The sequence below is a fragment of the Marinobacter antarcticus genome (assembly GCF_900142385.1).
Classification (GTDB): Bacteria; Pseudomonadota; Gammaproteobacteria; order Pseudomonadales; family Oleiphilaceae; genus Marinobacter; species Marinobacter antarcticus.
In genome coordinates this window covers 592,785-617,473 of the sequence record NZ_FRAQ01000001.1, presented here as the reverse complement: position 1 = coordinate 617,473, position 24,689 = coordinate 592,785, and the positions used below count along the sequence as shown (strand labels likewise).

Here is a 24,689-nt window from a genome sequence, read left to right as displayed (position 1 = left end):
TGTTCATATAATCGTTTAATCAGTTTTCTTGGGCCGTTCCCAGCCTTCGATGTTGCGCTGGCGTGCACGGGCCACCGCCAATTCATTATCCTCAACGTTCCGGGTAATGGTGGAACCCGCCCCAACGGTCACTCCTGCACCGATAAGGACTGGCGCTACCAGGGAGGTATTGGAACCCACAAAAACCCCATCGCCAATGACCGTCCGGAATTTGTTTACCCCATCATAGTTACAGGTAATGGTTCCTGCACCTACATTCACGTTACGCCCAAGAGAGGCGTCGCCAACGTAACTCAAATGATTGATCTTACTTCCCTCTCCCACCACGGTTTTCTTGGTCTCGACGAAGTTGCCTACCTTGGTGTTCGCGGCCAGCTTTGTGCCCGGACGTATTCGCGCAAAAGGGCCAATCTGAGCATTGTTGCCAATCACCGCGCCCTCGATCACGCTGTGCGCGTGGATATGCACGCCATCCGCGATCACGGCATCCCGGATAACACAGCCCGGCCCAACAGACACATTACTACCAAGGCTGACCTTACCCTCAAAGACCACATTCACATCGATCAGAATATCGTTGCCAATGGTCAGCTCCCCGCGCACATCAATCCGTGCCGGGTCCGCCAGAGTAGCGCCTTCTGTCATCAGGCGCTCAGCTTCGCGTTTCTGGAACCAGCGCTCAAGTTCTGCCAGTTGCAGGCGGTTGTTCACGCCCTGAACTTCAAAAGGGTCTTCCGGCTGGGATACCGAGATCTTCAGATTATGCTCAACCGCCATGGCAATGATGTCGGTGAGGTAGTACTCGCCTTGTGCGTTGGCATTGGACAGAGCCGGGAGCCAGGTCTTCAGATGCTTCGCCGCTACCGCAAGGATGCCAGTGTTCACTTCACGAATAGCCAGTTGATCTGCACTGGCGTCTTTCTGTTCGACAATCGATGTCACCTTGCCATCCGCATCCCGCACAATCCTGCCATAGCCCTGCGGGTTATCCAGGGTGACCGTCAGCAAGCCGAGGGTACTGTCATCCAGTGACTCCACCATGGCGTTCAGGGTGTCTGCACGGGTCAGGGGGACATCGCCGTAAAGAATCAGAACGTGGGCGTCATCCGGAAGGTGGGGCAGCGCTTGGGCGACGGCATGGCCTGTGCCCAGCTGCTGCTCCTGCACTACCCAGTTCACCAGGCTTTCGGTGGTTACCTCGCGAACCTTGTCCCCGCCGTGGCCGATAACCGTATGGATCTTCTCGGCACCCAGTTGCCTGGCGGTGCCGATGACATGATGCAACATCGGGCGGCCGGCCAAGGAATGCAGAACCTTGGGCAGGGAAGATTTCATTCTTGACCCCTGACCAGCGGCCAGAATCACGACGTGTAACGGGCTCATGGCTACTTGAGACTCCTGAGAAGATTGACGATTACTGCGGTACGGATTCAATAAAAAAGCCGCAGCCCTTGGAGCGTGAAGAACAGACGCATGACGTCGGTCTTCCTGCTACTCAGGATGCGGCTTCCGTGTTCGGCAAGCCCGAAATAAAATGCCTAACGCATTTTATTACGCAACTGCTGAATAGTACGAAGCTGAGCAACAGCCTCGGCCAACTCTGCGGCGGCGCGGAAATACTCAAATTCACCGGTTTTGTTAGCAAGCGCTTTCTCGGCTTCTTTCTGAGCCTCGATTGCAGCGGCTTCGTCCACATCCTTTGCACGAACGGCTGTATCCGCCAACAAAGTAACCAGATTGGGTTGAACCTCCAGATAGCCGCCTGACACGTAAAGAATTTCTTCTTCACCGCCCTGCTTGACGATCCGAATGGGACCAGGCTTAAGCTGGGTCAGCAGTGGCGCGTGACCCGGGGCAATACCCAGGTCACCTTCAGAGCCAGCTGCGATCAACATTTCCACCAATCCGGAATAGATCTTTGTTTCGGCACTTACCACATCACAATGCACGGTTATAGCCATGTCAGTTGCCTCTTTGATCGATCCGGAAACAAACGCAAGGGCTCAGAATCACTTCTTCGCCTTGCTCTTCATTTCCTTCGCTTTCTCGACCGCTTCCTCGATGCCACCGACCATGTAGAACGCCTGCTCAGGCATATCGTCATAATCGCCGTTAAGGATGCCCTTGAAGCTACTGATGGTTTCCTTCAGGGAAACGTACTTACCGGGTGAACCGGTGAATACTTCAGCAACGTGGAACGGCTGGGAAAGAAAACGCTCAATCTTACGGGCACGGGATACTGTCAGTTTATCTTCTTCTGACAGTTCGTCCATACCCAGGATGGCGATGATGTCTTTCAGCTCCTTGTAACGCTGCAGGTTGGTCTGCACGCCACGGGCTATTTCGTAATGCTCATCACCGATGATCAGCGGATCCAGCTGACGCGAGGTGGAATCCAGCGGATCAATCGCCGGATAGATACCCTTGGAAGCGATATCACGGCTCAGTACCACGGTCGCATCCAGGTGCGAGAAGGTGGTGGCTGGTGACGGATCAGTCAAGTCATCCGCTGGCACGTAGACCGCCTGGATCGACGTAATAGAGCCGTCCTTGGTGGAAGTGATACGCTCCTGCAGCTCACCCATCTCCTGGGCCAGCGTCGGCTGATAACCTACCGCTGAAGGCATACGGCCCAGCAGTGCGGAAACTTCAGTACCCGCCAGGGTGTAACGGTAGATGTTGTCAATGAACAACAGTACGTCACGTCCTTCGTCACGGAACTTCTCGGCTATGGTGAGGCCAGTCAGGGCCACACGCAGACGGTTTCCAGGGGGCTCGTTCATCTGGCCGTAAACCATGGCCACTTTGTCGAGTACGTTGGAATCCTTCATTTCGTAGTAGAAGTCGTTACCTTCACGGGTCCGCTCACCAACACCTGCGAATACGGAGAGGCCGGAGTGCTCTTTCGCGATGTTGTTGATCAGCTCCATCATGTTAACGGTCTTGCCTACACCGGCGCCACCGAACAGACCAACCTTACCACCCTTGGCAAACGGGCAGATCAGGTCGATAACCTTGATGCCGGTTTCCAGCAAGTCTGCAGACGCTGCCTGGTCGGCATAGCCCGGAGCTTTGCGGTGGATACCCCAACGCTCTTCTTCGCCGATCGGGCCCTGTTCGTCGATAGGACGACCCAGAACATCCATGATACGGCCCAGGGTCTGGGTACCAACCGGTACCGAGATTGCCTTGCCTGTGTTTTCTGCTTTCAGGCCTCGCTTAAGGCCGTCGGTGCTGCCCATCGCGATAGTACGAACGATTCCGTCACCCAGCTGCTGCTGGACTTCCAGAGTTGTTTCGCCACCTTCAAGCAGCAGTGCGTCATATATCTTGGGTACGGAGTCACGTGGAAATTCCACGTCGATAACCGCGCCAATGATCTGAACGATTTGTCCGCTACTCATGCTCGGTTCCTCGTTATCTTAAGTAGTCAATAAAACCAGTTGGATTGTGGGCCGGATCAGACCGAAGCCGCGCCGCTCACAATCTCCGAAATCTCTTGGGTGATGGCTGCCTGACGCGCCTTGTTATAAGCCAACTGAAGCTCGCCGATAATGTCGCCGGCGTTGTCGGTTGCGCTCTTCATGGCGATCATCCGGGCTGCCTGCTCACATGCCAGATTTTCTACCACACCCTGGTAAACCTGGGACTCAATAAAACGTGGCAGAAGGCCATCGAGGATCTGCCTGGCATCGGGCTCGTAGAGATATTCCCACTGGTTCTTGATCTCTTCTTCGTCTTCGCTCTCAGGCAGGGGCAGGAGCTGCTCTACCGTCGGGCTCTGGGTCATGGTGTTTACGAACTCGTTGCTGACCACATAAAGGCGGTCAATCTTGCCTTCCGAGAACGCATCCAGCATCACCTTGACGTTGCCGATGAGTTTATCAGAGCTCGGGCTATCGCCCAGATGGGTCAGTGCCGCAACGACGTTACCGCCGTAGCTCCGGAAAAAGGAGGCCCCTTTCTGTCCGATGGCGCACAGATCGATTTCCACTCCTTTGTCTTTCCACGCTTTCATTTCACGAATAAGCGCTTTAAACAGGTTGGCGTTCAGACCACCGCAAAGACCACGATCAGTTGACACCACAATATAGCCCACGCGCTTAACGTCTCGCTGGACCATGAACGGATGTTTATACTGAGCATTTGCCTTGGCAATGTGCCCGATCACCTGTCGCATCTTTTCAGCATACGGGCGGGTAGCCTGCATGCGTTCCTGAGCTTTACGCATCTTGCTCGCAGCAACCATTTCCATGGCACTGGTGATTTTCTGCGTGCTCTTGATGCTTGTAATCTGATTACGTATTTCTTTGCCGATGGCCATAACTCACTGCCTTCTCAAGTTAGACACTCGTTGCTTCGAAAGCGGCCCGCGACTATCGCCGCAGGCCTGTTTCTTACCAGCTCTGAGTGGTCTTGAATTTCTCAAGTGCAGCTTTAAGGCCGGCAGCGATTTCATCATTGTAATCGCCTTTCTCGTCGATCTTGGCGAGCAGGTCTTTCTGCTCGGAGCGCATCCAGTCAAGCAGCTGCGCTTCGAACTTAACAACCTTGTCGACATCAACGTCGTCCAGGAAACCTTCGTTGGCTGCGAACAGAACCGTACCCATTTCAGCCACAGACATCGGGCTGTACTGGTTCTGTTTCATGAGCTCCGTCACACGCTGACCGTGCTCAAGCTGCTTACGTGTCGCTTCGTCAAGATCCGAAGCGAACTGTGCGAAAGCGGCAAGTTCACGATACTGAGCCAGTGCCAGACGGATGTTACCACCAAGCTTTTTCATGATCTTGGTCTGGGCAGAGCCACCAACCCGGGATACGGATACACCGGCGTTCATTGCCGGACGGATACCGGAGTTGAACAGGTTGGTTTCCAGGAAGATCTGGCCGTCGGTGATTGAGATTACGTTAGTCGGTACGAATGCAGACACGTCACCGGCCTGAGTCTCGATGATCGGCAGAGCGGTCAGGGAACCGGTTTTGCCTTTCACTTCACCGTTGGTGAACTTCTCAACGTAGTCGGCGTTAACGCGGGAAGCGCGCTCCAGCAGACGTGAGTGCAAATAGAAAACGTCACCCGGGTAAGCTTCGCGGCCCGGCGGACGACGCAGCAGCAGGGAGATCTGGCGATAAGCCACAGCCTGCTTGGACAGATCATCATAGATGATCAGGGCGTCTTCACCACGGTCACGGAAATATTCACCCATGGAGGTACCGGAGTACGGAGCCAGGAACTGCATGGATGCCGGATCGGCGGCGCCTGCGGCAACCACGATGGTGTGATCCATCGCACCATGCTCTTCCAGCTTGCGCACAACAGCGGCAATTGAAGACTGCTTCTGACCAATGGCCACGTAGATACACTTGATGCCGGTATCTTTCTGGTTGATGATCGCGTCAATAGCGACGGCGGTCTTACCAATCTGACGGTCACCGATGATCAGCTCACGCTGGCCACGGCCGATAGGTACCATGGTATCGATTGCTTTCAGACCGGTCTGTACCGGCTCATCAACGGACTGACGCTCGATAACGCCCGGCGCAACTTTCTCAACCGGAGCGGTAAGATCAGTGCCCAGATCGCCTTTGCCATCGATCGGATTACCCAGGCCGTCAACTACACGACCCATCAGCTCTGGGCCGACCGGAACTTCCAGAATACGACCGGTACAACGAACTTTCTGGCCTTCTGCCAGTTCTTCGTAGTCGCCCAGCACAACCGCACCTACGGAATCACGCTCCAGGTTCAGAGCCATGCCGAAAATGCCGTTGGCAAATTCAATCATCTCACCAGACATAACGTCGGCAAGACCATGGATCAGTACGATACCGTCAGAAACAGACAGGATTGTACCTTCGTTCTTTGCTTCTGAAGAGATATCGAGTTTTTCGATTCTCTTCTTGATGATGTCACTGATCTCGGATGGATTCAGTTGCTGCATGCCAATATCCTCAAACCTTGTGCTGAAATCAGGAGCCCAGAGCGTCGGCCAGTTTAGTCAGCTTTCCGCGTACAGATGCGTCAATAACCATATCGCCAGTGCGGATAATCACACCACCAATCAGTGATTTGTCTAATGACGCTGCGAGTGACACTTGCCGCTCGAGCTTCTTCGAGAGTGCCTGGGCGAGCTTCTGTTGCTGTTCGTCCGTCAACTCAAAGGCTGCGGTCACTTCGATATCAACAGTGCGCTCCAGATCAGCGCGGTACGTGTCGAAGAGCGCTGCAATCTCGGTAAGAAGAGCGAGCCGGCCGTTTTCAGCCAGCACAGCAAAGAAGTTGCGCACCTGTTCTGAGTCGCCGGCTTCAGCAACCTCCAGAATCATGTCCGCCTTCTTCTGCTCTTCCAGACCCGGATTCGCAAGAAGCTGTCGAATATCTTTGTTCGCAGTGACCTGTCCGGCAATCGTCAGTACCCGGGACCACTCAGCAAGCTGGTCGTGCTCCCGGGCTACAGAAAATGCTGCCTTTGCGTAAGGACGGGCCAGCGTTCTCAGTTCTGCCATGATGAACCTCGTCGTTTAAAGTTCTGCCGCCAGTTTTTCCAACATTTCGTTGTGCTTGGAGGCATCGACAGAGGTTTCAAGAATCTTCTCGGCACCCGCAATGGCTATGACGGCAATTTCTGCACGCAGCGCCTCACGAGCCTGATTCCGCTCTTGTTCAATTTCGGCCCTGGCCTGTTCAATCAGCTTCTCACCTTCTTTGCGGGCGTCATCCTTGGATGCTTCCACAATCTGGGCAGCGCGCTTGTTAGCCTGTTCGATAAGGCCGGCGGCCTGCTGCTTGGCTTCACGCAGTTCCTGAGCTGACTTATCCTGCGCCAGTTCAAGGTCACGTTCTGCACGATCTGAAGCAGCAAGTCCGTCAGCGATCTTCTTTTGTCGTTCCTGCAAAGCGGCAATGACCGGAGGCCAGACCATCTTCATGCAGAAAACAACAAAGATAAAGAACGCGATGGCTTGACCAAGAATCGTCAAATTAATGTTCACGTCTTCACCTCTCGCCTGTTATGTAAGAAAACACCGTTCCGGAACATTCCGGTGGCGATTCGATTAACCGGCGAGCTGGCCGACAAACGGGTTGGCGAAGGTGAAGAACAGTGCAATACCAACACCGATCATGGTTACAGCATCCAGCAGACCTGCAACGATGAACATTTTGACCTGCAGCATCGGGGTCATTTCCGGCTGGCGCGCAGCGCCTTCCAGGAACTTGCCACCCAGAATACCAAAGCCGATAGCGGTACCCAGTGCGCCCAGGCCGATCAGCAATGCAACAGCAATCGCGGTCATTCCAACTACAGTTTCCATGATAACTCCCAGTTTTCGGTTTAGTTTTCAGTTTAAGGGTTAGGGGTTTAGAACTACATTTTCAACACATAATCAGTGATTGTCTTCGTGCGCCATACTCAGGTACACGATGGTCAGCATCATAAAGATGAAGGCCTGCAACGTGATGATCAGTATGTGAAAGATCGCCCAGGGTACAGACAATGCCCACTGTGCCCAGAAAGGCAGCAGAGCAATCAGGATAAAGATCAACTCGCCCGCATAGAGGTTACCAAACAGACGCAGCGCCAGTGAAACTGGCTTGGCCAGCAGGCTGACACCTTCCAGCAACAGGTTGACCGGAATCAGTACAAGCTTCAGGAAGAGATTGTCAGATGAGAACGGGTGCAGCGTAAGTTCGCCCACGAAGCCGCTCACACCTTTGATTTTGATGCTGTAATAGAGAATCAGCACGAATACTGACAGCGCCATACCCAGGCTCACGTTGATGTCCGTGGTCGGAACAATCTTCATGAACGGGAAGCCTGCGAGAGTAAACAGATGCGGAATGAAATCAACGGGTATCAAATCCATCAGGTTCATCAAGAAAACCCAACAGAAAATAGTCAGTGCCAACGGAGCGATGACGGCATTCTTGCCATGAAAGGTTTCTTTAACGCTTTTATCGACAAACTCGACCATCACTTCGACGAAGTTCTGGAGACCACCGGGAACCCCGGAAGTTGCCCGCTTGGCGGCAAGACGGAACACGAACAGGAACAACGCGCCAAGACCGATGGCCCAGGCCATTGTGTCTACGTGAATCGCCCAGAAACCCATATTGGCAGCTTCTTCGGATGTTTGTGCAATGGTCCAGGTTGCTTCAGAGAGCACGGTACCGTCAGGACGTACAGAGTCTGCCGGCAACTGCCCATAGGTCAGGTTCTGGAGGTGATGCTGGATATAATCGGATGCGGTTTTGCCTGCCATATCGTTCTCTCAGGTCCTGTTAGCGTCGCTGCGTGCTGTTTACCAAAAACGGCGTGAACCAGTTGGCGACCAGCATGATCGCAAATGTTAAAAAAAGTGCCGCTACGTCAAGCGGCTGAATCCATTTAAACACCACCGTAAACAAGATGGCGCACAGGATGAGTTTTCCGGACTCACCCTGGTAAAAAGAGCTTATGATCTTTTTGGCAGACCGCGCACCGGTGTAGCGGAATGCCTTAAGCGCAAAATAACCGTGGGGCAGCAGAAAAATGAGACCGCCCAGAAGCGCTGAATAACCGGAAACCTGACCACGTAACAGAAACGCCAGGCTGACCAGGACAAGTACCACACTTTCTATTGCAAACCATCGTTCGATGGGCGGGCGTTGAATGCCACCCGGAGCTGGTTTGGCCATGTTTGTCCTAGAGTTCGGTGTTTTAAAACGATGCCGTCTGAAAAATAAACAAGCACACCGACATTAGCGCCGCAGATTATATGTGTTCAATGTGCATGAATCAACTAAACCCGAACCGCGGAAAACCGTGGGAAATCGCAGAATAACCGGGCCTGGCTCTTATTCGACACAAATAGGCTTGCACTCAGCTTCTCACCACTACATGTTGTGTATCACAGCGGCAGAAAAATTTTGAAGGGGGCTCGAAAGTTCAGAACAATCCAGGGTTTTAACGGATATGACCCAAAATGCCGTCAAGCTCATCAAGGGAACTGTACTCAATCACCAGCTTGCCTTTGCCACGTTGCCCTTGAGCAATGGACACTTTTGCCCCCAGGCGCTCGGCAAGATCATCCTGCAAGGCGCGGATGTTGGGATCAATTGCACCCGATTTAACCGGCTTCCCGGTTGCAGTCTCCTGCTGAACCCGACGCACAAGAGCTTCTGTCTGCCTTACTGACAGAGACTTGCCGACAACCTGTTTCGCTACCTGCATCTGCTGTTCCGGCGAGAGGGTCAGCATGGCGCGACCATGACCCATTTCCAGGTCGCCGTGCTCCAGCATTAGACGCACGTCTTCGGACAGGCCTATCAGGCGCAGAAGGTTGGTGATGGTGGTGCGGGATTTACCCACAGCCTCGGCGACCTGGGCCTGGGTCAGGCCGAACTCTTCCTGCAGGCGCTGAAGGGCAAAGGCTTCCTCAATGGGGTTAAGGTTTTCGCGTTGGATGTTCTCGATAAGCGCCATGGCGATGGCCGCTTCATCAGGAACATCCCGAATAATAGCGGGTATGCTGTCCAGTTCCGCCATCTGGGTGGCGCGCCAACGGCGTTCACCAGCGATCAGTTCAAACCGACCCTCCGCAATGGGGCGCACCACAACTGGCTGCATCACGCCCTGCTGACGGATAGAATCCGCCAGTTCCTGCAGGGCTGCAGGGTCCATGTCGCGGCGTGGCTGAAAGCGGCCGCGTTGGATCAGATCGATGGGAACCTGTCGCAACTCACCGTCGTGGTCTTTCGGTTCCTGATCCAGGTTAACCCTGGACCCGGCCAGTAAGGCTCCCAGCCCGCGCTCACCCAATCCTCGTTTCTTCGCCGCCATGGTATCAGTCATTCTTCCCGTTGATAGTCGTTGTGCATCGTATAAAAGAGACGAGCCGGTATGTTACACCGCAACCTGAGCCGATGTCTTTTTTGCCCCGTGGCGACGCACCATTTCCCCGGCCAACGCCAGGTAAGCAATGGCGCCCTTTGACGCCCGGTCGTATTTCAGGGCTGGCAGCCCGTAACTGGGCGCTTCGGCCAGACGCACATTGCGCGGAATAACTGCGCGATAGACTTTATCCCCGAAATACTCGTTAAGCTGGCTGGACACATCCAGCGTCAGGCTGTTCCGGGGGTCGTACATGGTTCTTAGAATGCCCTCAATCTCCAGATTCGGATTGACCGTTTCCTTGATCTGTTCAACCGTATTCATCAATGCCGCCAGGCCTTCCAGAGCATAGTACTCACATTGCATCGGGATAAGCACCGAGTCGGCCGCCGAGAGCGCATTCACGGTTAGCAAGCTGAGTGAGGGTGGGCAGTCGATCAGTACGTAGTCGTAGTTGTCACGAACACTATTGAGCGCGAGTCTTAATCGGTGCTCCCGGCCAATCTCGTTCATCAGCGCCACTTCCGCAGCGGTCAGATCGCCGTTCGAAGGCATGATATCGAAACCTGAAGCTTCCGCAGGAATGATGACTTCCACGGCTGAGGCACGCTTGGTGAGCAGGTCGTAACCGGAAAGTTCCAGCCCGCTTTTATCCACACCGCTGCCCATGGTGGCGTTACCCTGGGGATCCATATCCACCAGCAGAACCCGGCGCTTGGTGGCGGCCAGCGAGGCTGCAAGGTTGACGCAGGTGGTGGTTTTGCCCACACCGCCCTTCTGATTGGTCACTGCAATCACGCGCGCCATGTCTCGCCTCCTTGTTGCGGGGTTACTGGGATTCTTTTGCCCGGGTCACAACCAGCAGGTGTCTCTCTCCACCGGCACCGGGAACTTTCAGGGAATGACTGGATGATACCTGCCAGCCGGCAGGAAGGGCAGCTACCTCATCATCCGGATACTGACCTTTCATGGCAAGGAACCTGCCCTCATTTGCCAGCAGCCCGCCACACCAGGCCACCAGATTGTCCAGCGCGGTAAACGCCCGGCTACTGATCTGGCGGAACGGTTGCTCCGGCTTGCAGTCTTCGGCACGACCATGGATCACTTCCACGTTTTTCAGGCCAAGCTCCAGCACGCATTGGTTCAGGAAGCGGGTTTTCTTGCCGTTGCTGTCCAGTAGCGTGAAACGCGTTTCAGGCAGAACTATAGCCAGGGGAACTCCCGGTAACCCTCCGCCGGCACCAACATCGAGCAGATGTTCCGTGGTTACCCAGGGCAGAATACTAAGGCTGTCGAGCAACTGCCGCGAGACCATCTCCCCCTCGTTGCGCACGGCCGTGAGGTTATAAGCCTTGTTCCACTTGTTAAGCAGAGCCAGAAACACCAGCAGCTGTTGCTGCTGGTCGTCACTGAGGGAAAGTTGCATCTCAGCCAGCCCTTCCCGGAGCTGGCGCTGCCAGAGTGTTTGGGACACCAGGCTCAGGCGCTCTGTTTGCGCAGAAGCTCGCGCTTCTTCAGGTTCACCAGGATCTGCGAGATCGCAGCCGGTGTAACTCCCTGAATCCGCGATGCCTGGGCAACCGTCTCCGGGCGTACCGCTTTGAGCTTCTGCTTGATCTCGTTGGACAGGCCGCCAATCACATCGTAATCCAGATCTATCGGCAACGCGGTGTTTTCATTCCGGCGCAGGCGCTCGATTTCATCGCTTTGGCGCGAAATGTAGCCTTCGTACTTGATCTCGATCTCGACCTGCTCAGCAACGACAGGATCATCCGCTTGCGCGGCACCGATCTCAGCAATATTGCTGTACACAACCTCCGGGCGACGAAGCAGCTCCGCCAATGTGTGATCCCGGGTCATGGGCTGCTTGAGAAAACCGTTGGCGCGATCACCTGCATCGGTTGACGGATGAATGCGGGTGGATTTCAGGCGGTTACGCTCGCTGGTAATGGCATCACGCTTCTCATGGAACTTCTGCCAGCGCTCGTCATCCACCAGGCCTAATTTGCGGCCAGTCTCGGTCAGGCGCAGATCGGCATTATCTTCACGCAGGATAAGACGGTACTCGGCGCGGCTGGTAAACATGCGGTACGGCTCGCTGGTACCCATGGTGATCAGATCGTCCACCAGCACTCCGAGGTAGGCCTCATCCCGGCGCGGATACCATTCGCTCTTCTCCTGCGCGCGCAGGGCAGCGTTGATGCCCGCCAGCAAACCCTGGGCGCCGGCTTCTTCATAGCCGGTGGTACCGTTGATCTGGCCGGCAAAATAAAGTCCCTGAATGAACTTGGTTTCCAGGGTGTGGCGCAGATCCTGCGGGTTCAGGAAGTCGTATTCGATGGCGTAGCCGGGGCGAGTGATATGGGCGTTTTCAAAACCCTGAATCGTGCGCACGGCCGCAAGCTGGATATCAAACGGCAGGCTGGTAGAAATCCCGTTCGGGTAAAGCTCATGGGTAGTCAGGCCTTCGGGTTCCACAAAGATCTGGTGGGAGTCCTTGTCGGAAAAACGGTTGACCTTGTCTTCAATAGACGGGCAGTAGCGCGGCCCAATGCCTTCAATGTTGCCGGCAAACATGGGCGAGCGGTCAAAGCCACTGCGGATTATATCGTGGGTCTGCTCGTTGGTGCGGGTTACGTAGCAGCAGACCTGCTCGGGGTGCTGATCACGGCTGCCGGTAAAGGACATCACAGGCGTCGGATCATCGCCCCACTGTTCCTGCATCACCGAGAAATCGACGCTGCGGGCATCAATACGCGGCGGTGTTCCGGTTTTCAGGCGCCCCACGTTAAATGGTAGCTCCCGCAATCGTTGAGCCAGCGCATTGGCAGGCGCGTCTCCGGCACGGCCACCGGCGTGGTGTTGCATGCCAATATGGATAACGCCACCAAGGAAAGTGCCGGTCGTCAGTACCACGGTTTTTGCATTGAAACGGATGCCGGTCTGGGACACAACGCCGGTAACCTGATCGTTTTCCACAATCAGATCGTCTGCAGCCTGCTGAAACAGCGTCAGGTTGGGCTGGTTTTCGAGAGTGTGGCGAATCGCCGCCTTGTAAAGAACCCGGTCAGCCTGGGCCCGGGTGGCGCGCACTGCCGGGCCTTTACGACTGTTGAGCACGCGGAACTGGATACCAGCCAGGTCGGTTGCATGCGCCATGGCCCCACCAAGAGCGTCAATTTCTTTCACCAGATGACTTTTGCCAATACCCCCGATGGCCGGGTTACAGGACATCTGGCCGAGAGTTTCGATGTTATGGGTCAGCAGCAGCGTTTGCGAACCCATACGCGCCGCCGCGAGCGCGGCTTCGGTGCCGGCATGGCCACCACCAATGACAATGACATCGAAACGGGTTGGAAAATCCACAGTTCACCTCGGAATTCGGGGGATAAAAACAGGGCGGGGAGTATAACGTTTCACCCGGGAAATTGCAGTCAGGATGTGCAAATTTTAACCAGAGCTACTCCGGGTTAAAATCCGCACAATCCAAACTCCGGGACAAAATAGTGAAAAATGCTCGTCTCAAGGTGTGTAGAAAACCGAAATTATCTGCTTTTCATAAGCTTGGCATCACCTTCTCAGAAAAGTTTTCAATAAAGTTATCCACATTCTGCACTACTGCTTAAGCACTTGAAACTTACCATTAACTATATGTTTTTAAATACTTTTAATTTATTCACTCAGACATTATCCATACGTTATTCAATCAATTATCCACAGGTTTCACCGTTTCCGAACGCCGCAAACGCCACACCACCAGCAATACCACGGCATTGAGCATCGACAGCAGCAGGAAAAAGCCCGGAATGCTTACCTCAAGGACACCAAGAACCAGAATCCCGGTCAGGGCACTGACGACCATGAACAAGGCATTGATCACGTTGAGAGCGGCAATGATACGTGCCCGCTTGTCGCGCGGGGTTTCGTGCTGAATGAAGGCATAGAGCGGTACGATAAACAGCCCCCCGCAGATACCGATACCCATCAGGTCCAGCAATACCCGCAGGTAGACCGGGTCGGTCACGAGGGTCCACCAGGTGGAGGAAACCGGAGAATCAGGAACGGCAAAGAACAGATCTATACCCAACAGGCTCAGACCCAACGCTCCCCAAGGAACGGGCACCAGGGAAATATGATGCTTGGTCAGCCGTTCACACAGCATGGAGCCTATGGAGATACCAATTGTAAACATCGCCAACAAGAGCGTGACTACGGTCTCATCCCCCAACAGGTTAATACGGGCAAAGTTGGGGAACTGGGTCAGATAAGCGGCGCCCAGAAACCAGAACCATGAGATCGCCAGCACGGCCAGCATTACCGGCCGGCGCTCAGCGGCAAGTGTCATCAGGTTCCTGGTTTCCTTAACCGGACGAAACCGGATGGCAATATCTGCGCCGTGATTTCCGGTTACGGGCACCTGACGGGCCGCCAGGTAACCGAGCACCGCCATGACCAGAACCGCGACGGCTGTGAGTTTCGCAGCCGTCTCAAAGCCCATGAGCAGGCCCGCAGCAATAGTACCCAGAAGAATCGCTACAAAGGTTCCCATGCCCACCAGACCGTTACCACCGACCAGCTCATCATCCGCCAGTACCTGCGGCAGGATGGCGTACTTCACCGGCCCGAAGAAGGTAGATTGAACGCCCATCAGGAACAGCAACAAGAGCAACAACTCATACCAGCCGAACCAGAGACCGATCGCAGCCAGCCCCATAATCACAATCTCAGCCAGCTTCACGTTGCGGATAATGCGGGATTTTTCAAAGTGATCCGCCAGCTGGCCGGCAATACCGGAAAACAGAAAGAACGGAAGAATAAACAGGAAGGCAGCCAGATTGACCACAACATTCACGGAAAGCCCCATCAAACCACCGGCATTGAAGGTTACCAGCAACAAGAGTGCATTCTTGTAGAGATTGTCATTGAACGCTCCGGAAAACTGGGTGAGGTAAAACGGCAGGAACCGTCGTTGCCCCAGCAAACGGAACTGACTGTGTTTAGCCATGAATCATCCTGTTTTGGTGCGTTGTGCCGGCAACCCATGCCGAATACGCACTGAAATTGTGCTGCATGTCTGTGAGACTGGCAACAAAGAACAGATTAATACCAATGTTATCAGTCATCTGGCACGTTTTGGCATGAAATTCGCTGATAATCCCTGTTCAATCATTTTCATTCCTGGCCAGGATGGCTTTAACAGAATCAGTTATGCAGGGTTCCTGACCATGAGCAGCGTAGTCCGACTTTCCCGTCGCAGCCATACCGGCGCCCGGGGAAAACCCGAACCCGGAATTATCCACAGCCATGATTTCAGATCTGTTTACCAACCGATACTAAGCCCTACCCACCAGAAACTGGTCGGCTACGAGGCCCTGGTCCGGGTCAGCCGGAACAAACATCCCATATCACCGGTAGAGCTTTTTGAGCAAGCGGCGAGTCTTGATCAGATCCCGGAGCTGGACCGCCATCTGCTGCACTTGCATCTGTCCGGTTTTTCCGCCGGAGACAGCCCGGTCTGGCTATTTCTCAACATCAATCCCCATACCTGTATTCACCCTGAAGCGTCATTGGAACGGCTGGCACAACAGTGCAAAAACAGTGGCATACACCCTGAGAAAGTCGTTCTGGAACTGGTAGAAACTGCCTCGGAAAATCCAGAAGCACTGATGGAATTTATCCACAAGGCCAAAGCCTTCGGCTTCCAGATCGCCATTGATGACTTTGGCATGGGGGACTCCAATTTCGAGCGCCTGTGGCGCATCAATCCCCTGATCGTCAAACTGGACCGAAGCCTGCTGGTGAATGCGGAAAACAACAACCGTGCCCGCCTGCTCCTGGAAAGTCTCGTGCGGATGATCCGTGAAAGCGGCAGTCTGGTGTTGCTGGAGGGTATTGAAAACGGTGCCCAGGCCAGAATTGCGCTGGATACGGAAGCGGATCTGTTACAAGGATTTCTGTTTGCCAGACCGGGGGCCATCAACAGTGCAACTGTGGAAAAGTCCGAATCCCGGCTGCGTACCGTGGTGACCGACTCCAGTGAATGGTCGCTGCAGGACAGCAGGGACCAGGAAAGTTACCTGCGACTGCTGCGGTTCGAAATCATGGATGCCGGCCACCAGATCGTGCGAAACAACCCATTCAAGGAAGCCTGCAAACTCCTGCTGCAGATGGATGGTGTCAAACGCTGTTTCCTGCTCGACGGGAACGGCATCCAGCAAGGCAATCTTGCCCACGCCAGCCATGACACCAAGCGAGGGGGGTTCAACCCGCTGTACCATTCTGCTGGCGCCTGCTGGGGCCACCGGGAATATTTCCTTAATGCCCTGGAACGGCAACAGTACATCAACAGTTCACGACCCTATGTCGCTCTGCCTGATGCCAGGCGCACCGTCACTTTGTCCACAACCCTGCCGACGGAATCCGGTCCACAGGTCTTCTGTGTGGATGTACATCCTGATGGGGTCTTCAACGGGCAACTGTGCTTTCCAACCACACTCTGAACACAACCGTATCGGTCAGAAATCGTCGGCCTGTTTGCTTGGCGCAATCGCCATTCCCGCCCCGCCAGCACTTCCAGTTGCCTGGCGCTCCAGTTCCCGCTCTACTGCGTTAGCGGATTTGGCAAACCTTGCCAGCAGATTGTACAGCACGGGAATAATAAACAGCGTCAGGGTGGTGGCGAAAATCAGCCCACCGAGAATAACCATACCAATAGCCGCGCGGCTTTCCGCGCCAGCACCCGTAGCAATGACCAATGGCACCGCACCGAAGACGGTGGATATGGTAGTCATCAATACAGGCCGGAAACGCAGGCTGGCGCCCTCGAGGATAGCGTCCTTCACTTCGTAACCCTTGTCCCGGAGCTGATTGGCGAACTCAACAATCAATATACCGTTCTTTGCCATCAGCCCAAGCAGCATGATGATGCCGATCTGGCTGTATATGTTCAGGCTGATGCCACTCCACCACAGAGCCAACAATGCGCCGGTTACGGCCAGAGGTACCGGAAGCATAATGATCAGTGGGTGAATCCAGCTTTCGAACTGGGCCGCCAGCACCAGGAACACAATCACAAAAGCCAGGGCAAAGGTCACGTAGATTGCAGATGAGGATTCCTGGAATTCCCGGGACAAACCCTGGTAGCTCACCCGCGCTTCCGGTGGCAGGTTATCCACCGCCAGGTTGTTCAGGTAGGTCAGCGCCGAGCCCAGGTCATAGCCATCCGCCAGGGAGGCACTTATGACCACAGCCGGAAGGCGGTCGATCCGCCGTAAATCCGGATTAGCGCCAATTTCATCGACTGATACCAGGGCCTGAAGGGGAATGAGGGTGCCGCCCTCTCTCGGTCGCAGAAAAATCTGGCCCAGGTCGGCCGGCGTGGCACGGTCAGCATCCGCCGCCTGTACGATTACATCATATTCGCGACCACGATCCAGATACGTCGTCACCTGCCGGGACGCGAGCATGGTTTGCAAGGTCAGGCCGACATCTTCAACGGTAATGTCCAGGTCTGCCGCCCGTTCGCGATCAATGTTCAGGCGCAGTTCCGGCCGGGTCAGTTCAAAGTCAGTTTCCAGGTTCAGCAGATCCGGGTTTTCCTTGGCCCGCTCAACGATTTCCTGACTCCAGGCCTGAACCGATTCGTAGTCCGGGCCGGCAACAACAAACTCCACAGGCTGGCTGAACCCTCTCTGTCCCAGCCCCGGAGGATTCACAGCCACAATCCGGATACCAGAAACCTGACTCAGTTTGCCCCGAAGCTCGCTTGTGATCTGCTGTTGCTTGATGTCCCGCTCTTCCCAGGGTGCCAGGCCCATAATCATGAAGGCATTGTCTTCTTCATCCCGGAAACCGACGATTGAGAGCAGACGATTCGCTACGCCGGACTCGAGATAGGGCAACAGCTGTTCTTCCGCTTTGCGTACATAATGATCGGTGAACTCCACGGTCGCACCCCGGGGAGCACTGGCAGGCATGATGATAACGCCACGATCTTCCGTAGGCGCAAGCTCCTGAGGCAGCTTTGGATAAATCACCGCCGTTACGATCAACCCCACCATGCCCAGGCCGAGTAACAGGCCCGGCTGATTCAGGGAGAAGCGCAACAGCCGCTGGTATCCTCGGGTCAGGCCGTTCAAAACTTTTTCGCTGGCCGCCCACAGGCGATGGCCCTCTAGCGACTCCGGGCTATGCCTGAGCCATTTCGAACACAGCATGGGCGCGAGGGTCAGCGCAACCAGGCTGGACACCACCACGGCAGCGGCGAGCGTGAAGCCAAATTCTGCAAACAGGCGGCCAATATTGCCTCCCATGAACGAAATGGGCACAAACACCGCCACCAGCGTCAAAGTAGTGGCAATAACCGCGAAAGCTACTTGCTTGGCGCCGCGATAAGAAGCCAGCAACGGCGGCTCACCATCGTCAATTCGGCGTTGGATGTTTTCCAGCATGACGATGGCATCGTCTACAACCAAACCAATGGCCAGAATCACGGCCAGCAGCGTCAACACGTTGATCGAAAAGCCCAGGAATCCCAGGCCAATAAAAGCACCGATGACAGAGACCGGAATAGTAACGGCCGGAATCAGGGTGGCACGCCAGGAACGTAGAAAAAGGAAAATCACCAGAATTACCAGAGACACAGCAATCGCAAGCGTGACGACCACTTCCTTGATTGAAGCCCGGATAAAGATGGACTCATCATAGCTCTCAGCGATCGTCACTTCTGGCGGCAGGGTTTCCCGGATTTTCTCCAGCTCCGCCTGAACTCCGTCAGACACAGCGACCGTATTGGCCTTGGACTGGCGGATAATACCCATGCCGATGGCTGTCTGGCCGTTGGCACGAAGGCGGCTGACGTCGGATTCCACCCCCATCTGAACATTGGCAACCTCGCCCAGACGCAGCAAGTCGTTGTCGTTTCGTCGGATGACCAGCTCGCGGAATTCTTCCACTGTGGATAACCGGCCTTCGGCCCGCACCGTGAAGTTCCGTGTAGAAGAATCGACTGAGCCGGCGGGCAACTCCACATTGTTGGCGCGCAGAGCTCTTTCCACTTCCGCCACCGTGATGTTTCTGGCCGCCAGTCTTTCTCTGTCGAGCCAGACCCGGATGGCATAACGTCGTTCACCGCCGATTCGGACATCTGCGACCCCATCCAGAACGGACAAACGGTCAGCCAGAACGCGATCTGCAAAATCGCTCAGTTCGGCGCTGTCCCAGACGTCACTGCGCAGTGTTACCCACATCATTGGGCGGGCATCAGAATCCGCTTTGCGCACTACCGACGGGTCCGCTTCTTCGGGCAGCTGGTTAGCGACCCGGGAAACGGCATCGCGTACATCATTCGCCGCAATATCCACATCCCGGGATGTGGAAAACTCAATACTGGTGCGGGATTCACCCTGCTCGGTGGACGACTCAATAGAGCGGATACCTTCAATTCCGCTGATGGCCCCTTCGATCACCTGGGTAATCTGGGTATCCACCACCTCTGCTGCTGCACCCGTGTAATCAGTGGAAATAGACACCACGGGCGGATCAATGTCCGGGTACTCGCGAACTGGCAGGCCCAGCAGGGCTGCCAGGCCGAACACCACAATCAGCAGACTGAGAACCGTTGCAAAGACGGGTCGCTTGATGGAGATATCTGAAAGAATCACGGTCAAGACTCCGTGGGCAGGGCAAAGCGGTTATCCGGTATGGCATTGTCCTCATCCACTACCCGGACGCGATTACCACTGCTTAGACGGTCCTGTCCGGTAACGATCACAGCATCCTCCAGAGCCAGGCCCTCGGCCACTTCCACCCGGCCGGGCATCCGGGAGCCAAGCACCACCGAAATGCGCCGCGCGATACCATCCTCAGCGACAAACACATACTGTTCATCGCCACGGATCATGACCGCCTGCTCGGGAATCACCAGTGCTTGCCGTTCCCGCAGGGTCAACGTTGCTGAGATAAACTGTCCGGGACGCAGTTTGCCATCGGAATTATCGAGCAGAGCCCGCACCGGGAGAGTCCGGCTGAGTTCGTTAATGCGGGTGCCCAGCTCGGCGAGTTCTCCGGAAAAACGGGTATCAGGAAAAGCGGGCGAAGTACCACCTACCTGCTGGCCCAGGCCGACCTGCCCCAGGAACCGTTCGGGAATGGCAAAGTTGAGTTCCATGCGCTCCGTGTTATCGAGCGTGGTGACGGTCGTACCGGCGGTAACATAGGCACCGATACTGATATCACTTAGCCCGACAACGCCGGCAAACGGTGCTTCAATCCGATGGTTTTCCAGACGTACCTGAGCGGCCTGACGCTGGGCTTCGGCCACGTCAACTGCCGTAAGCAGTTCATCCACCTGGGCCTGGGAAATACTGTTGTTGGAGCGGAGACTCCGGGCGCGCTCCAACTTTCGCCGGGCATCGGCTAACTGGGCCGCAATAACCTTGAGATCAGCCCGCGCCTGGCGATCATCCAGTCGCAGAAGGACATCGCCCTGCTCTACCCTACGACCGGTTTTGAGATTAAGTGCCACAGCGCGCCCACTGATTTCAGTGGTCAACTCCACCGCGTCCAGAGCCTTGAGGTTACCAACCGCCTTGACCACATCACGCACGGTATCAAGCTCGGGTGTCCGTGTATTGACGACACTGGCAGGCCGTTCGCGATCGCTTTGTGCCGCCTTGTCACTATCCATTGAACGGTAGGTAAACGCAGCCCCTGCTGCGATGACAACCATTACCAGCCCAATCAACCATTGCTTCAACATAGATCTTCCAGTGCCCGTCAGGTTTGATTAGATATTCTTTAACGTTTCTGGATAACCAGAACAATCTCCCCAACGTCAATCCCCCACTTGCTCATGGTGGTTTGATTGATCAGGGTGTCAGGCGTAATCAAGTACATCCAGTCGTCCATGCGCACATCAAGAGTGCCGTCGCCATAAGCAACCCGGAGCACATAATTCATATGAATGGCATTACCGCTCCAGCGCATGGTTCCCGGCTCAACCACGTCCCCCGCATTGGCGTGGTAACTGTCGGCGGAGTCTGATGGCGTCAAAGTCCAGACACGGGTTTGCACTTCGCCATCATCAAAGCGGAACTCTTCGTCCAGAGTGCCCACTCCGGCGCTGTCCCAGGACGCAGAGATATCCGCATCAAAGGTGCGAATGACTTCCCCGGAAATGTCCTTGACCACACCACGAGCCGTAAGTTCACCACTGAAAAACTGCTCCGGGATCAGCTTCGGGCCGCGCTCTGCATAATCAGTCAGCCCAGGCCCGGAACAGCCACTCAACAGCGCTAAAGCCGCTATCAGCATGAGTATAGAGCGCCGGCCGCCTTGGGGAATTAAAGAACACAGGTTTTGCATGTTTTTTACACTATCCATCGGGGTTCTCCATAAGAGTCCTTCGTTGAGAGACTCCATCATCATTCACAGTTCACCAATGTTAATTGAATACGCCAAAAGTGGGTTCTTCGATCAACTGATGGCTCCGGCGGATCGTCTGGATAAAGGGGGCGATGAATCGGAGGCCTTCTATAAAGCCAAGCTGGCCACTGCGGAATTCTATTACGAACGACTGCTGCCCAGGGCCCACGCCGGCAGCATGATGAGCCACAGTAAAAACCTGATGCAGCTGAGTGCGGACGATATGGCCTTCACCGGATAATAGACATGGTTTGAATCAATCCTTTTGTGTCTGAGTGCGGTTGTTATACTGCAGACACAAACCCCTGACGCAAACACCACAGATCAATGCCTGAGCAAACTACTATCCCATACTGCCCCTGTGGCAGCCAGAGCCGCTACGCCGATTGCTGCAAGCGCTACCATGCCGGCGAAACAGCTCCCACGCCCGAAGCGCTGATGCGCTCGCGCTTCACCGCGTTTGTGCTGAAACTTGAGGACTACCTGCGCGCCAGTTGGCACATCAGTACCCGGCCAACAGCGTTGAATCTGGGCGATTCACCGGACTGGGTTTCGCTTCGGATCCTTGATAGCGAAGAAACTGGCGACACCGGTCAGGTGCACTTTCAGGCTATTTATCGGCTTGATTCCGGGTGGGGTTATCTGCAGGAAAACTCAGATTTTGTGCGGGAAGACGGCCGCTGGTATTACTTGCAGGGCCAACCCCACGAGGGCGTCCTGAAACCCGGGCGCAATGAACCCTGCCCCTGTGGCAGCGGCAAGAAGTTCAAAGCCTGTTGCCTGCGAGGCGGCGCCGTTCTTCCGAAGCCCGGATAATCCGTTCAGGAAGTGTCAGAAAACCTGTTGATAAATCCGGGACCACAAACAAAAAAGGGAAGTACATAGTACTTCCCTTTTTTCGTTAATTAGGGCTTGTTCCTCGGTCAGGCTCACTGGGAACGCCTTTGCACAAGTGAGTGCTCTCACGGCACGGAAACGGAGTTGTAAACTCTTGCCGTTTGACGGGTGCCTGGCATGAGGCTTTTTGCTGGTCGGGGCCAAGGAGGTACCATGCATCCCGGTGGGCAACACCGAGTTTGGGAGCGCCCTCATAACCGAAACAGGCGAGCTCCAGGCCATTCTCTACAAGCAAATACCGTTCGGCACCCTCGTTCATCCACCGCCAGGCATTACGTTCCATCTCCTGCTCGCTGCTGAAATAGCTGAATTGGGTTACATCGAGCCGGGAAAACAGGATGAACTGTTCACTGAAACGAAGCAGGCCCAGTTCCGCATCGGGGGGCAGCCTCTGCTCTGCAGCGGCGAGTATATTCCTTGGCGTACGCAGGGGTTCCATGATGCTATACCCCCAGGTGGAAAACAGCAGCCAGCCAGCCATTAACGCCAGGAACCAGCGAGATATGGCGTGACTGCGCCAGAATATAACCAACGACACCAACCACAGAATGCCGAAGGTCAGAAAGAAGCTTCCAGCTGCATGGAGGCGGGCAGGATCCCGGCTGTAATCGCTGAATTTGTCCACGAGCTTTGGGTGATCGGTTAACGCCAGAATTCCGACCGCAATCAGAGCCACCACCATTACGCCGTGTAGCGCTGTCATTAACGGCCCGAACCAGGTGGCCGTGCCTTCCCGAAGTCCTGGCAAGCTGTCCAGGATCACAGCAATTCCAAGCGCAAACATCGGCAACGCGGGTAATATATAAACGCCACGCTTACCGGGGCTGAGACTGAAAAACACCACAACCAGAATGACCCAGACAAACAGTACAATAAGTTCCGGCTGCTGGCGCAAACGCTGAACAAATGGGCGCCAGGCTGCCAGGATCAGCAAGGGAAGCGGAAACCAGAGTGCCGGAATCACACTGACGATAAAGTAGTACCAGGGCTGCAAATGCCCCCAGGAATTGGCATATCGCTCACCCGTCTGTTTGAACAGTATATTGTCCCGATAGGCGAGTGCGGCATCGGTGCCAACACTGTCGACATACATCACCATGGGCACCAGCCAGGCAGCAGCGACGAGGAGCATCACCAGTGGGCCAGCAGCGCAGCGCCATGTAAGTGCACCAGCAAACCGGTTACGGTCTTTGATCGCGAGTGCCAGTATTGGCAGGAACATGAAGATAGGCAGGAATCCGACACCCTTGGTAATGATGCCCAGCCCCATAAAGCCCCAGGCAGTAAAATACCAGCCCCAAGAGGGTCGCTCGAAAAAGTGTCTCAGCAAACCGTAGCAGGCGATGGTTATCCAGCAGGCGACCATACCGTCGATTTGGGCTCTCTTGGCCTGAATCAGAAACTGGGGGGCGAGGAACAGCAAAGCAACGGCGATAGCACCAGTACGTGGGTTCCAGAGCCTGCGGCCCAGATCGAACACCAGTGCGGTGGTCAGCAAACCACACAGGGCATTGGGCAGCAGGAAAGCAATTTTAAGATTGCCCGTCAGCCAGTAGAAAAAAGCAATAACCCACATGAAAACTGGCGGCTTGTCGGGATAGTACTCGCTACCCCGCATAGGAATCAGCCACTGTCCCGAGTCCACCATTTCCCGGGCTACTTCTGCAAAACGGGGTTCATCCGCCGGCCAGGGGGAGCGGAAGCCGATTCCCATAAAAACCATAAGCGCGGCAAACGCCATCAGCAACAGGAAAAGCTGCCGCTCCGATAAATGGGTTATCCGGTGGACAAGATCATCAAGAAGGCGGGACACAGACATAGGATGCATCAGAATTCTTCAGATAAAGGGTCAGAAAGGTTTCGTATTCTCCGGTTGCGGTAAAGCACACCACCAATTGTTGCAACAATAAGGAAAAGGGCAGCACCCAACAACAATGGATATTCGTTGGCGTTGCCGATACCGGCGCCGGCCAGCGCGAAGATCAGCATTTGGGGAAGATAACCCAGAGTGCTGCCAATGAGGAATGGCAATACCCGGATACCGGAGGCACCAGCCAGAAGGTTTGTGAGCAGGTTGCTGCCTACAGGCAGTAACCGGATAAGCATGATCTTTAACAGCGGATCAAGCGCAATGGCGCGGTCAAAGGCCGTCATCCTCCGCTCAAATCGCTTGGTCAGCGTGGGTCTGAGCAGAAATCGAGCGGTGTAAAAACAACCCGCAGCGCCCAGGGTGGTCACCAGAGTGGAGAAAACTGTCCCCATGACTGTACCCATGGCAAAACCAAATACGAACGCAAGCAGTTGCCTTGGTGCTCCCAGCCCAGTGTACACAGCACTGCCAGCAGTAATCAGCAGAACACCCATCAGACCATGACTGTGAAGATAATTGGCAAACTGCTTCTGATCCGCCAGAAGGTCAAGCCAGCCCTGGCTGATAGCCAACGCTCCGGCCATTGCCAATAGTACAAATGAAAGTGGCTTGAGCCAGCTTTTCAT

At 55.0% G+C, this 24,689-nt stretch carries 23 protein-coding genes; 3 read left to right on the top strand and 20 right to left on the bottom strand.

All coding sequences use genetic code 11. The features are described from left to right. Positions 1-15: 15 nt before the first annotated feature. From glmU to BUA49_RS02800, 15 genes are all read right to left on the bottom strand, one after another. Positions 16-1,383 carry a bifunctional UDP-N-acetylglucosamine diphosphorylase/glucosamine-1-phosphate N-acetyltransferase GlmU gene (gene glmU, locus BUA49_RS02870; RefSeq protein WP_072795380.1) on the bottom strand — a complete coding sequence of 456 codons (1,368 nt, stop codon included), beginning with the start codon at positions 1,381-1,383 and terminating at the stop codon, positions 16-18. A 155-nt stretch (positions 1,384-1,538) separates the two neighbouring features. Beyond that, a complete protein-coding gene (locus BUA49_RS02865) occupies positions 1,539-1,961 on the bottom strand; it encodes a F0F1 ATP synthase subunit epsilon (protein WP_072795378.1) in 423 nt (140 codons plus the stop codon). A 48-nt stretch (positions 1,962-2,009) separates the two neighbouring features. Continuing rightward, positions 2,010-3,404: a F0F1 ATP synthase subunit beta gene (gene atpD / locus BUA49_RS02860; protein ID WP_072795376.1), complete on the bottom strand. Its 1,395-nt coding sequence runs from the start codon at positions 3,402-3,404 to the stop codon at positions 2,010-2,012. Positions 3,405-3,460: 56 nt separating this feature from the next. Continuing rightward, the gene (atpG, locus tag BUA49_RS02855) at positions 3,461-4,324 is read right to left on the bottom strand and encodes a F0F1 ATP synthase subunit gamma (RefSeq protein ID WP_072795374.1); all 864 of its coding nucleotides are present in this window, start codon (positions 4,322-4,324) and stop codon (positions 3,461-3,463) included. Positions 4,325-4,397: 73 nt separating this feature from the next. Then, positions 4,398-5,942 (bottom strand): F0F1 ATP synthase subunit alpha, encoded by a 1,545-nt coding sequence (gene atpA / locus BUA49_RS02850; protein WP_072795372.1) that lies wholly within the window; start codon positions 5,940-5,942, stop codon positions 4,398-4,400. A 28-nt stretch (positions 5,943-5,970) separates the two neighbouring features. Continuing rightward, positions 5,971-6,507 carry a F0F1 ATP synthase subunit delta gene (locus tag BUA49_RS02845; RefSeq protein WP_072795370.1) on the bottom strand — a complete coding sequence of 179 codons (537 nt, stop codon included), beginning with the start codon at positions 6,505-6,507 and terminating at the stop codon, positions 5,971-5,973. A 15-nt stretch (positions 6,508-6,522) separates the two neighbouring features. After that, complete coding sequence (locus BUA49_RS02840) at positions 6,523-6,993, bottom strand: F0F1 ATP synthase subunit B (protein WP_072795367.1); 471 nt, start codon at positions 6,991-6,993, stop codon at positions 6,523-6,525. Between the two features lie 63 nt (positions 6,994-7,056). Then, entirely contained in the window at positions 7,057-7,314 is a 258-nt protein-coding gene (gene atpE / locus BUA49_RS02835) for a F0F1 ATP synthase subunit C (RefSeq protein WP_026224019.1), read from the bottom strand. Positions 7,315-7,386: 72 nt separating this feature from the next. Beyond that, positions 7,387-8,262: a F0F1 ATP synthase subunit A gene (gene atpB / locus BUA49_RS02830; protein WP_072795365.1), complete on the bottom strand. Its 876-nt coding sequence runs from the start codon at positions 8,260-8,262 to the stop codon at positions 7,387-7,389. 19 nt (positions 8,263-8,281) lie between these two features. Next, positions 8,282-8,677, bottom strand: a complete 396-nt coding sequence (locus tag BUA49_RS02825; RefSeq protein ID WP_072795363.1) for a F0F1 ATP synthase subunit I — start codon at positions 8,675-8,677, stop codon at positions 8,282-8,284. Between the two features lie 268 nt (positions 8,678-8,945). Continuing rightward, a complete protein-coding gene (locus tag BUA49_RS02820; protein WP_072797621.1) occupies positions 8,946-9,821 on the bottom strand; it encodes a ParB/RepB/Spo0J family partition protein in 876 nt (291 codons plus the stop codon). A gap of 63 nt (positions 9,822-9,884) precedes the next feature. After that, complete coding sequence (locus tag BUA49_RS02815; RefSeq protein ID WP_072795361.1) at positions 9,885-10,679, bottom strand: ParA family protein; 795 nt, start codon at positions 10,677-10,679, stop codon at positions 9,885-9,887. A gap of 22 nt (positions 10,680-10,701) precedes the next feature. Next, entirely contained in the window at positions 10,702-11,298 is a 597-nt protein-coding gene (gene rsmG / locus BUA49_RS02810; RefSeq protein ID WP_217650411.1) for a 16S rRNA (guanine(527)-N(7))-methyltransferase RsmG, read from the bottom strand. A 53-nt stretch (positions 11,299-11,351) separates the two neighbouring features. Beyond that, positions 11,352-13,238: a tRNA uridine-5-carboxymethylaminomethyl(34) synthesis enzyme MnmG gene (gene mnmG / locus BUA49_RS02805; protein ID WP_072795357.1), complete on the bottom strand. Its 1,887-nt coding sequence runs from the start codon at positions 13,236-13,238 to the stop codon at positions 11,352-11,354. A 340-nt stretch (positions 13,239-13,578) separates the two neighbouring features. Then, on the bottom strand, positions 13,579-14,877 hold the full coding sequence (locus BUA49_RS02800) for an MFS transporter (RefSeq protein ID WP_072795355.1): 1,299 nt from the start codon (positions 14,875-14,877) through the stop codon (positions 13,579-13,581). Here BUA49_RS02800 and BUA49_RS02795 point away from each other — a divergent pair. Further along, the gene (locus BUA49_RS02795; RefSeq protein WP_228704388.1) at positions 14,876-16,372 is read left to right on the top strand and encodes an EAL domain-containing protein; all 1,497 of its coding nucleotides are present in this window, start codon (positions 14,876-14,878) and stop codon (positions 16,370-16,372) included. The two genes, BUA49_RS02800 and BUA49_RS02795, sit on opposite strands and share 2 nt — an antisense overlap. A 15-nt stretch (positions 16,373-16,387) precedes the next feature. Here the strand turns inward: BUA49_RS02795 and BUA49_RS02790 are convergent, their stop codons facing one another. Genes BUA49_RS02790 through BUA49_RS02780 form a run of 3 tightly spaced genes read right to left on the bottom strand, consistent with a single transcriptional unit; the run spans position 16,388 to position 21,185 of the window. Next, complete coding sequence (locus tag BUA49_RS02790; RefSeq protein WP_072795353.1) at positions 16,388-19,534, bottom strand: efflux RND transporter permease subunit; 3,147 nt, start codon at positions 19,532-19,534, stop codon at positions 16,388-16,390. Positions 19,535-19,536: 2 nt separating this feature from the next. Next, positions 19,537-20,631, bottom strand: a complete 1,095-nt coding sequence (locus BUA49_RS02785; protein WP_072795351.1) for an efflux RND transporter periplasmic adaptor subunit — start codon at positions 20,629-20,631, stop codon at positions 19,537-19,539. Between the two features lie 38 nt (positions 20,632-20,669). After that, positions 20,670-21,185, bottom strand: a complete 516-nt coding sequence (locus tag BUA49_RS02780; protein ID WP_228704461.1) for a DUF3833 domain-containing protein — start codon at positions 21,183-21,185, stop codon at positions 20,670-20,672. A gap of 127 nt (positions 21,186-21,312) precedes the next feature. Between BUA49_RS02780 and BUA49_RS17920 the strand changes: the two genes are divergently transcribed. After that, positions 21,313-21,537: an acyl-CoA dehydrogenase C-terminal domain-containing protein gene (locus BUA49_RS17920; protein WP_228704387.1), complete on the top strand. Its 225-nt coding sequence runs from the start codon at positions 21,313-21,315 to the stop codon at positions 21,535-21,537. An 86-nt stretch (positions 21,538-21,623) separates the two neighbouring features. After that, entirely contained in the window at positions 21,624-22,112 is a 489-nt protein-coding gene (locus tag BUA49_RS02770; protein WP_228704386.1) for a YchJ family protein, read from the top strand. Positions 22,113-22,197: 85 nt separating this feature from the next. Here the strand turns inward: BUA49_RS02770 and BUA49_RS02765 are convergent, their stop codons facing one another. Both BUA49_RS02765 and BUA49_RS02760 read right to left on the bottom strand, forming a co-directional pair. Continuing rightward, positions 22,198-24,021 (bottom strand): ArnT family glycosyltransferase, encoded by a 1,824-nt coding sequence (locus BUA49_RS02765; protein WP_228704385.1) that lies wholly within the window; start codon positions 24,019-24,021, stop codon positions 22,198-22,200. After that, on the bottom strand, positions 24,021-24,689 hold the full coding sequence (locus BUA49_RS02760) for a TVP38/TMEM64 family protein (RefSeq protein WP_072795349.1): 669 nt from the start codon (positions 24,687-24,689) through the stop codon (positions 24,021-24,023). Before BUA49_RS02760 ends, BUA49_RS02765 begins: the two co-directional genes overlap by 1 nt.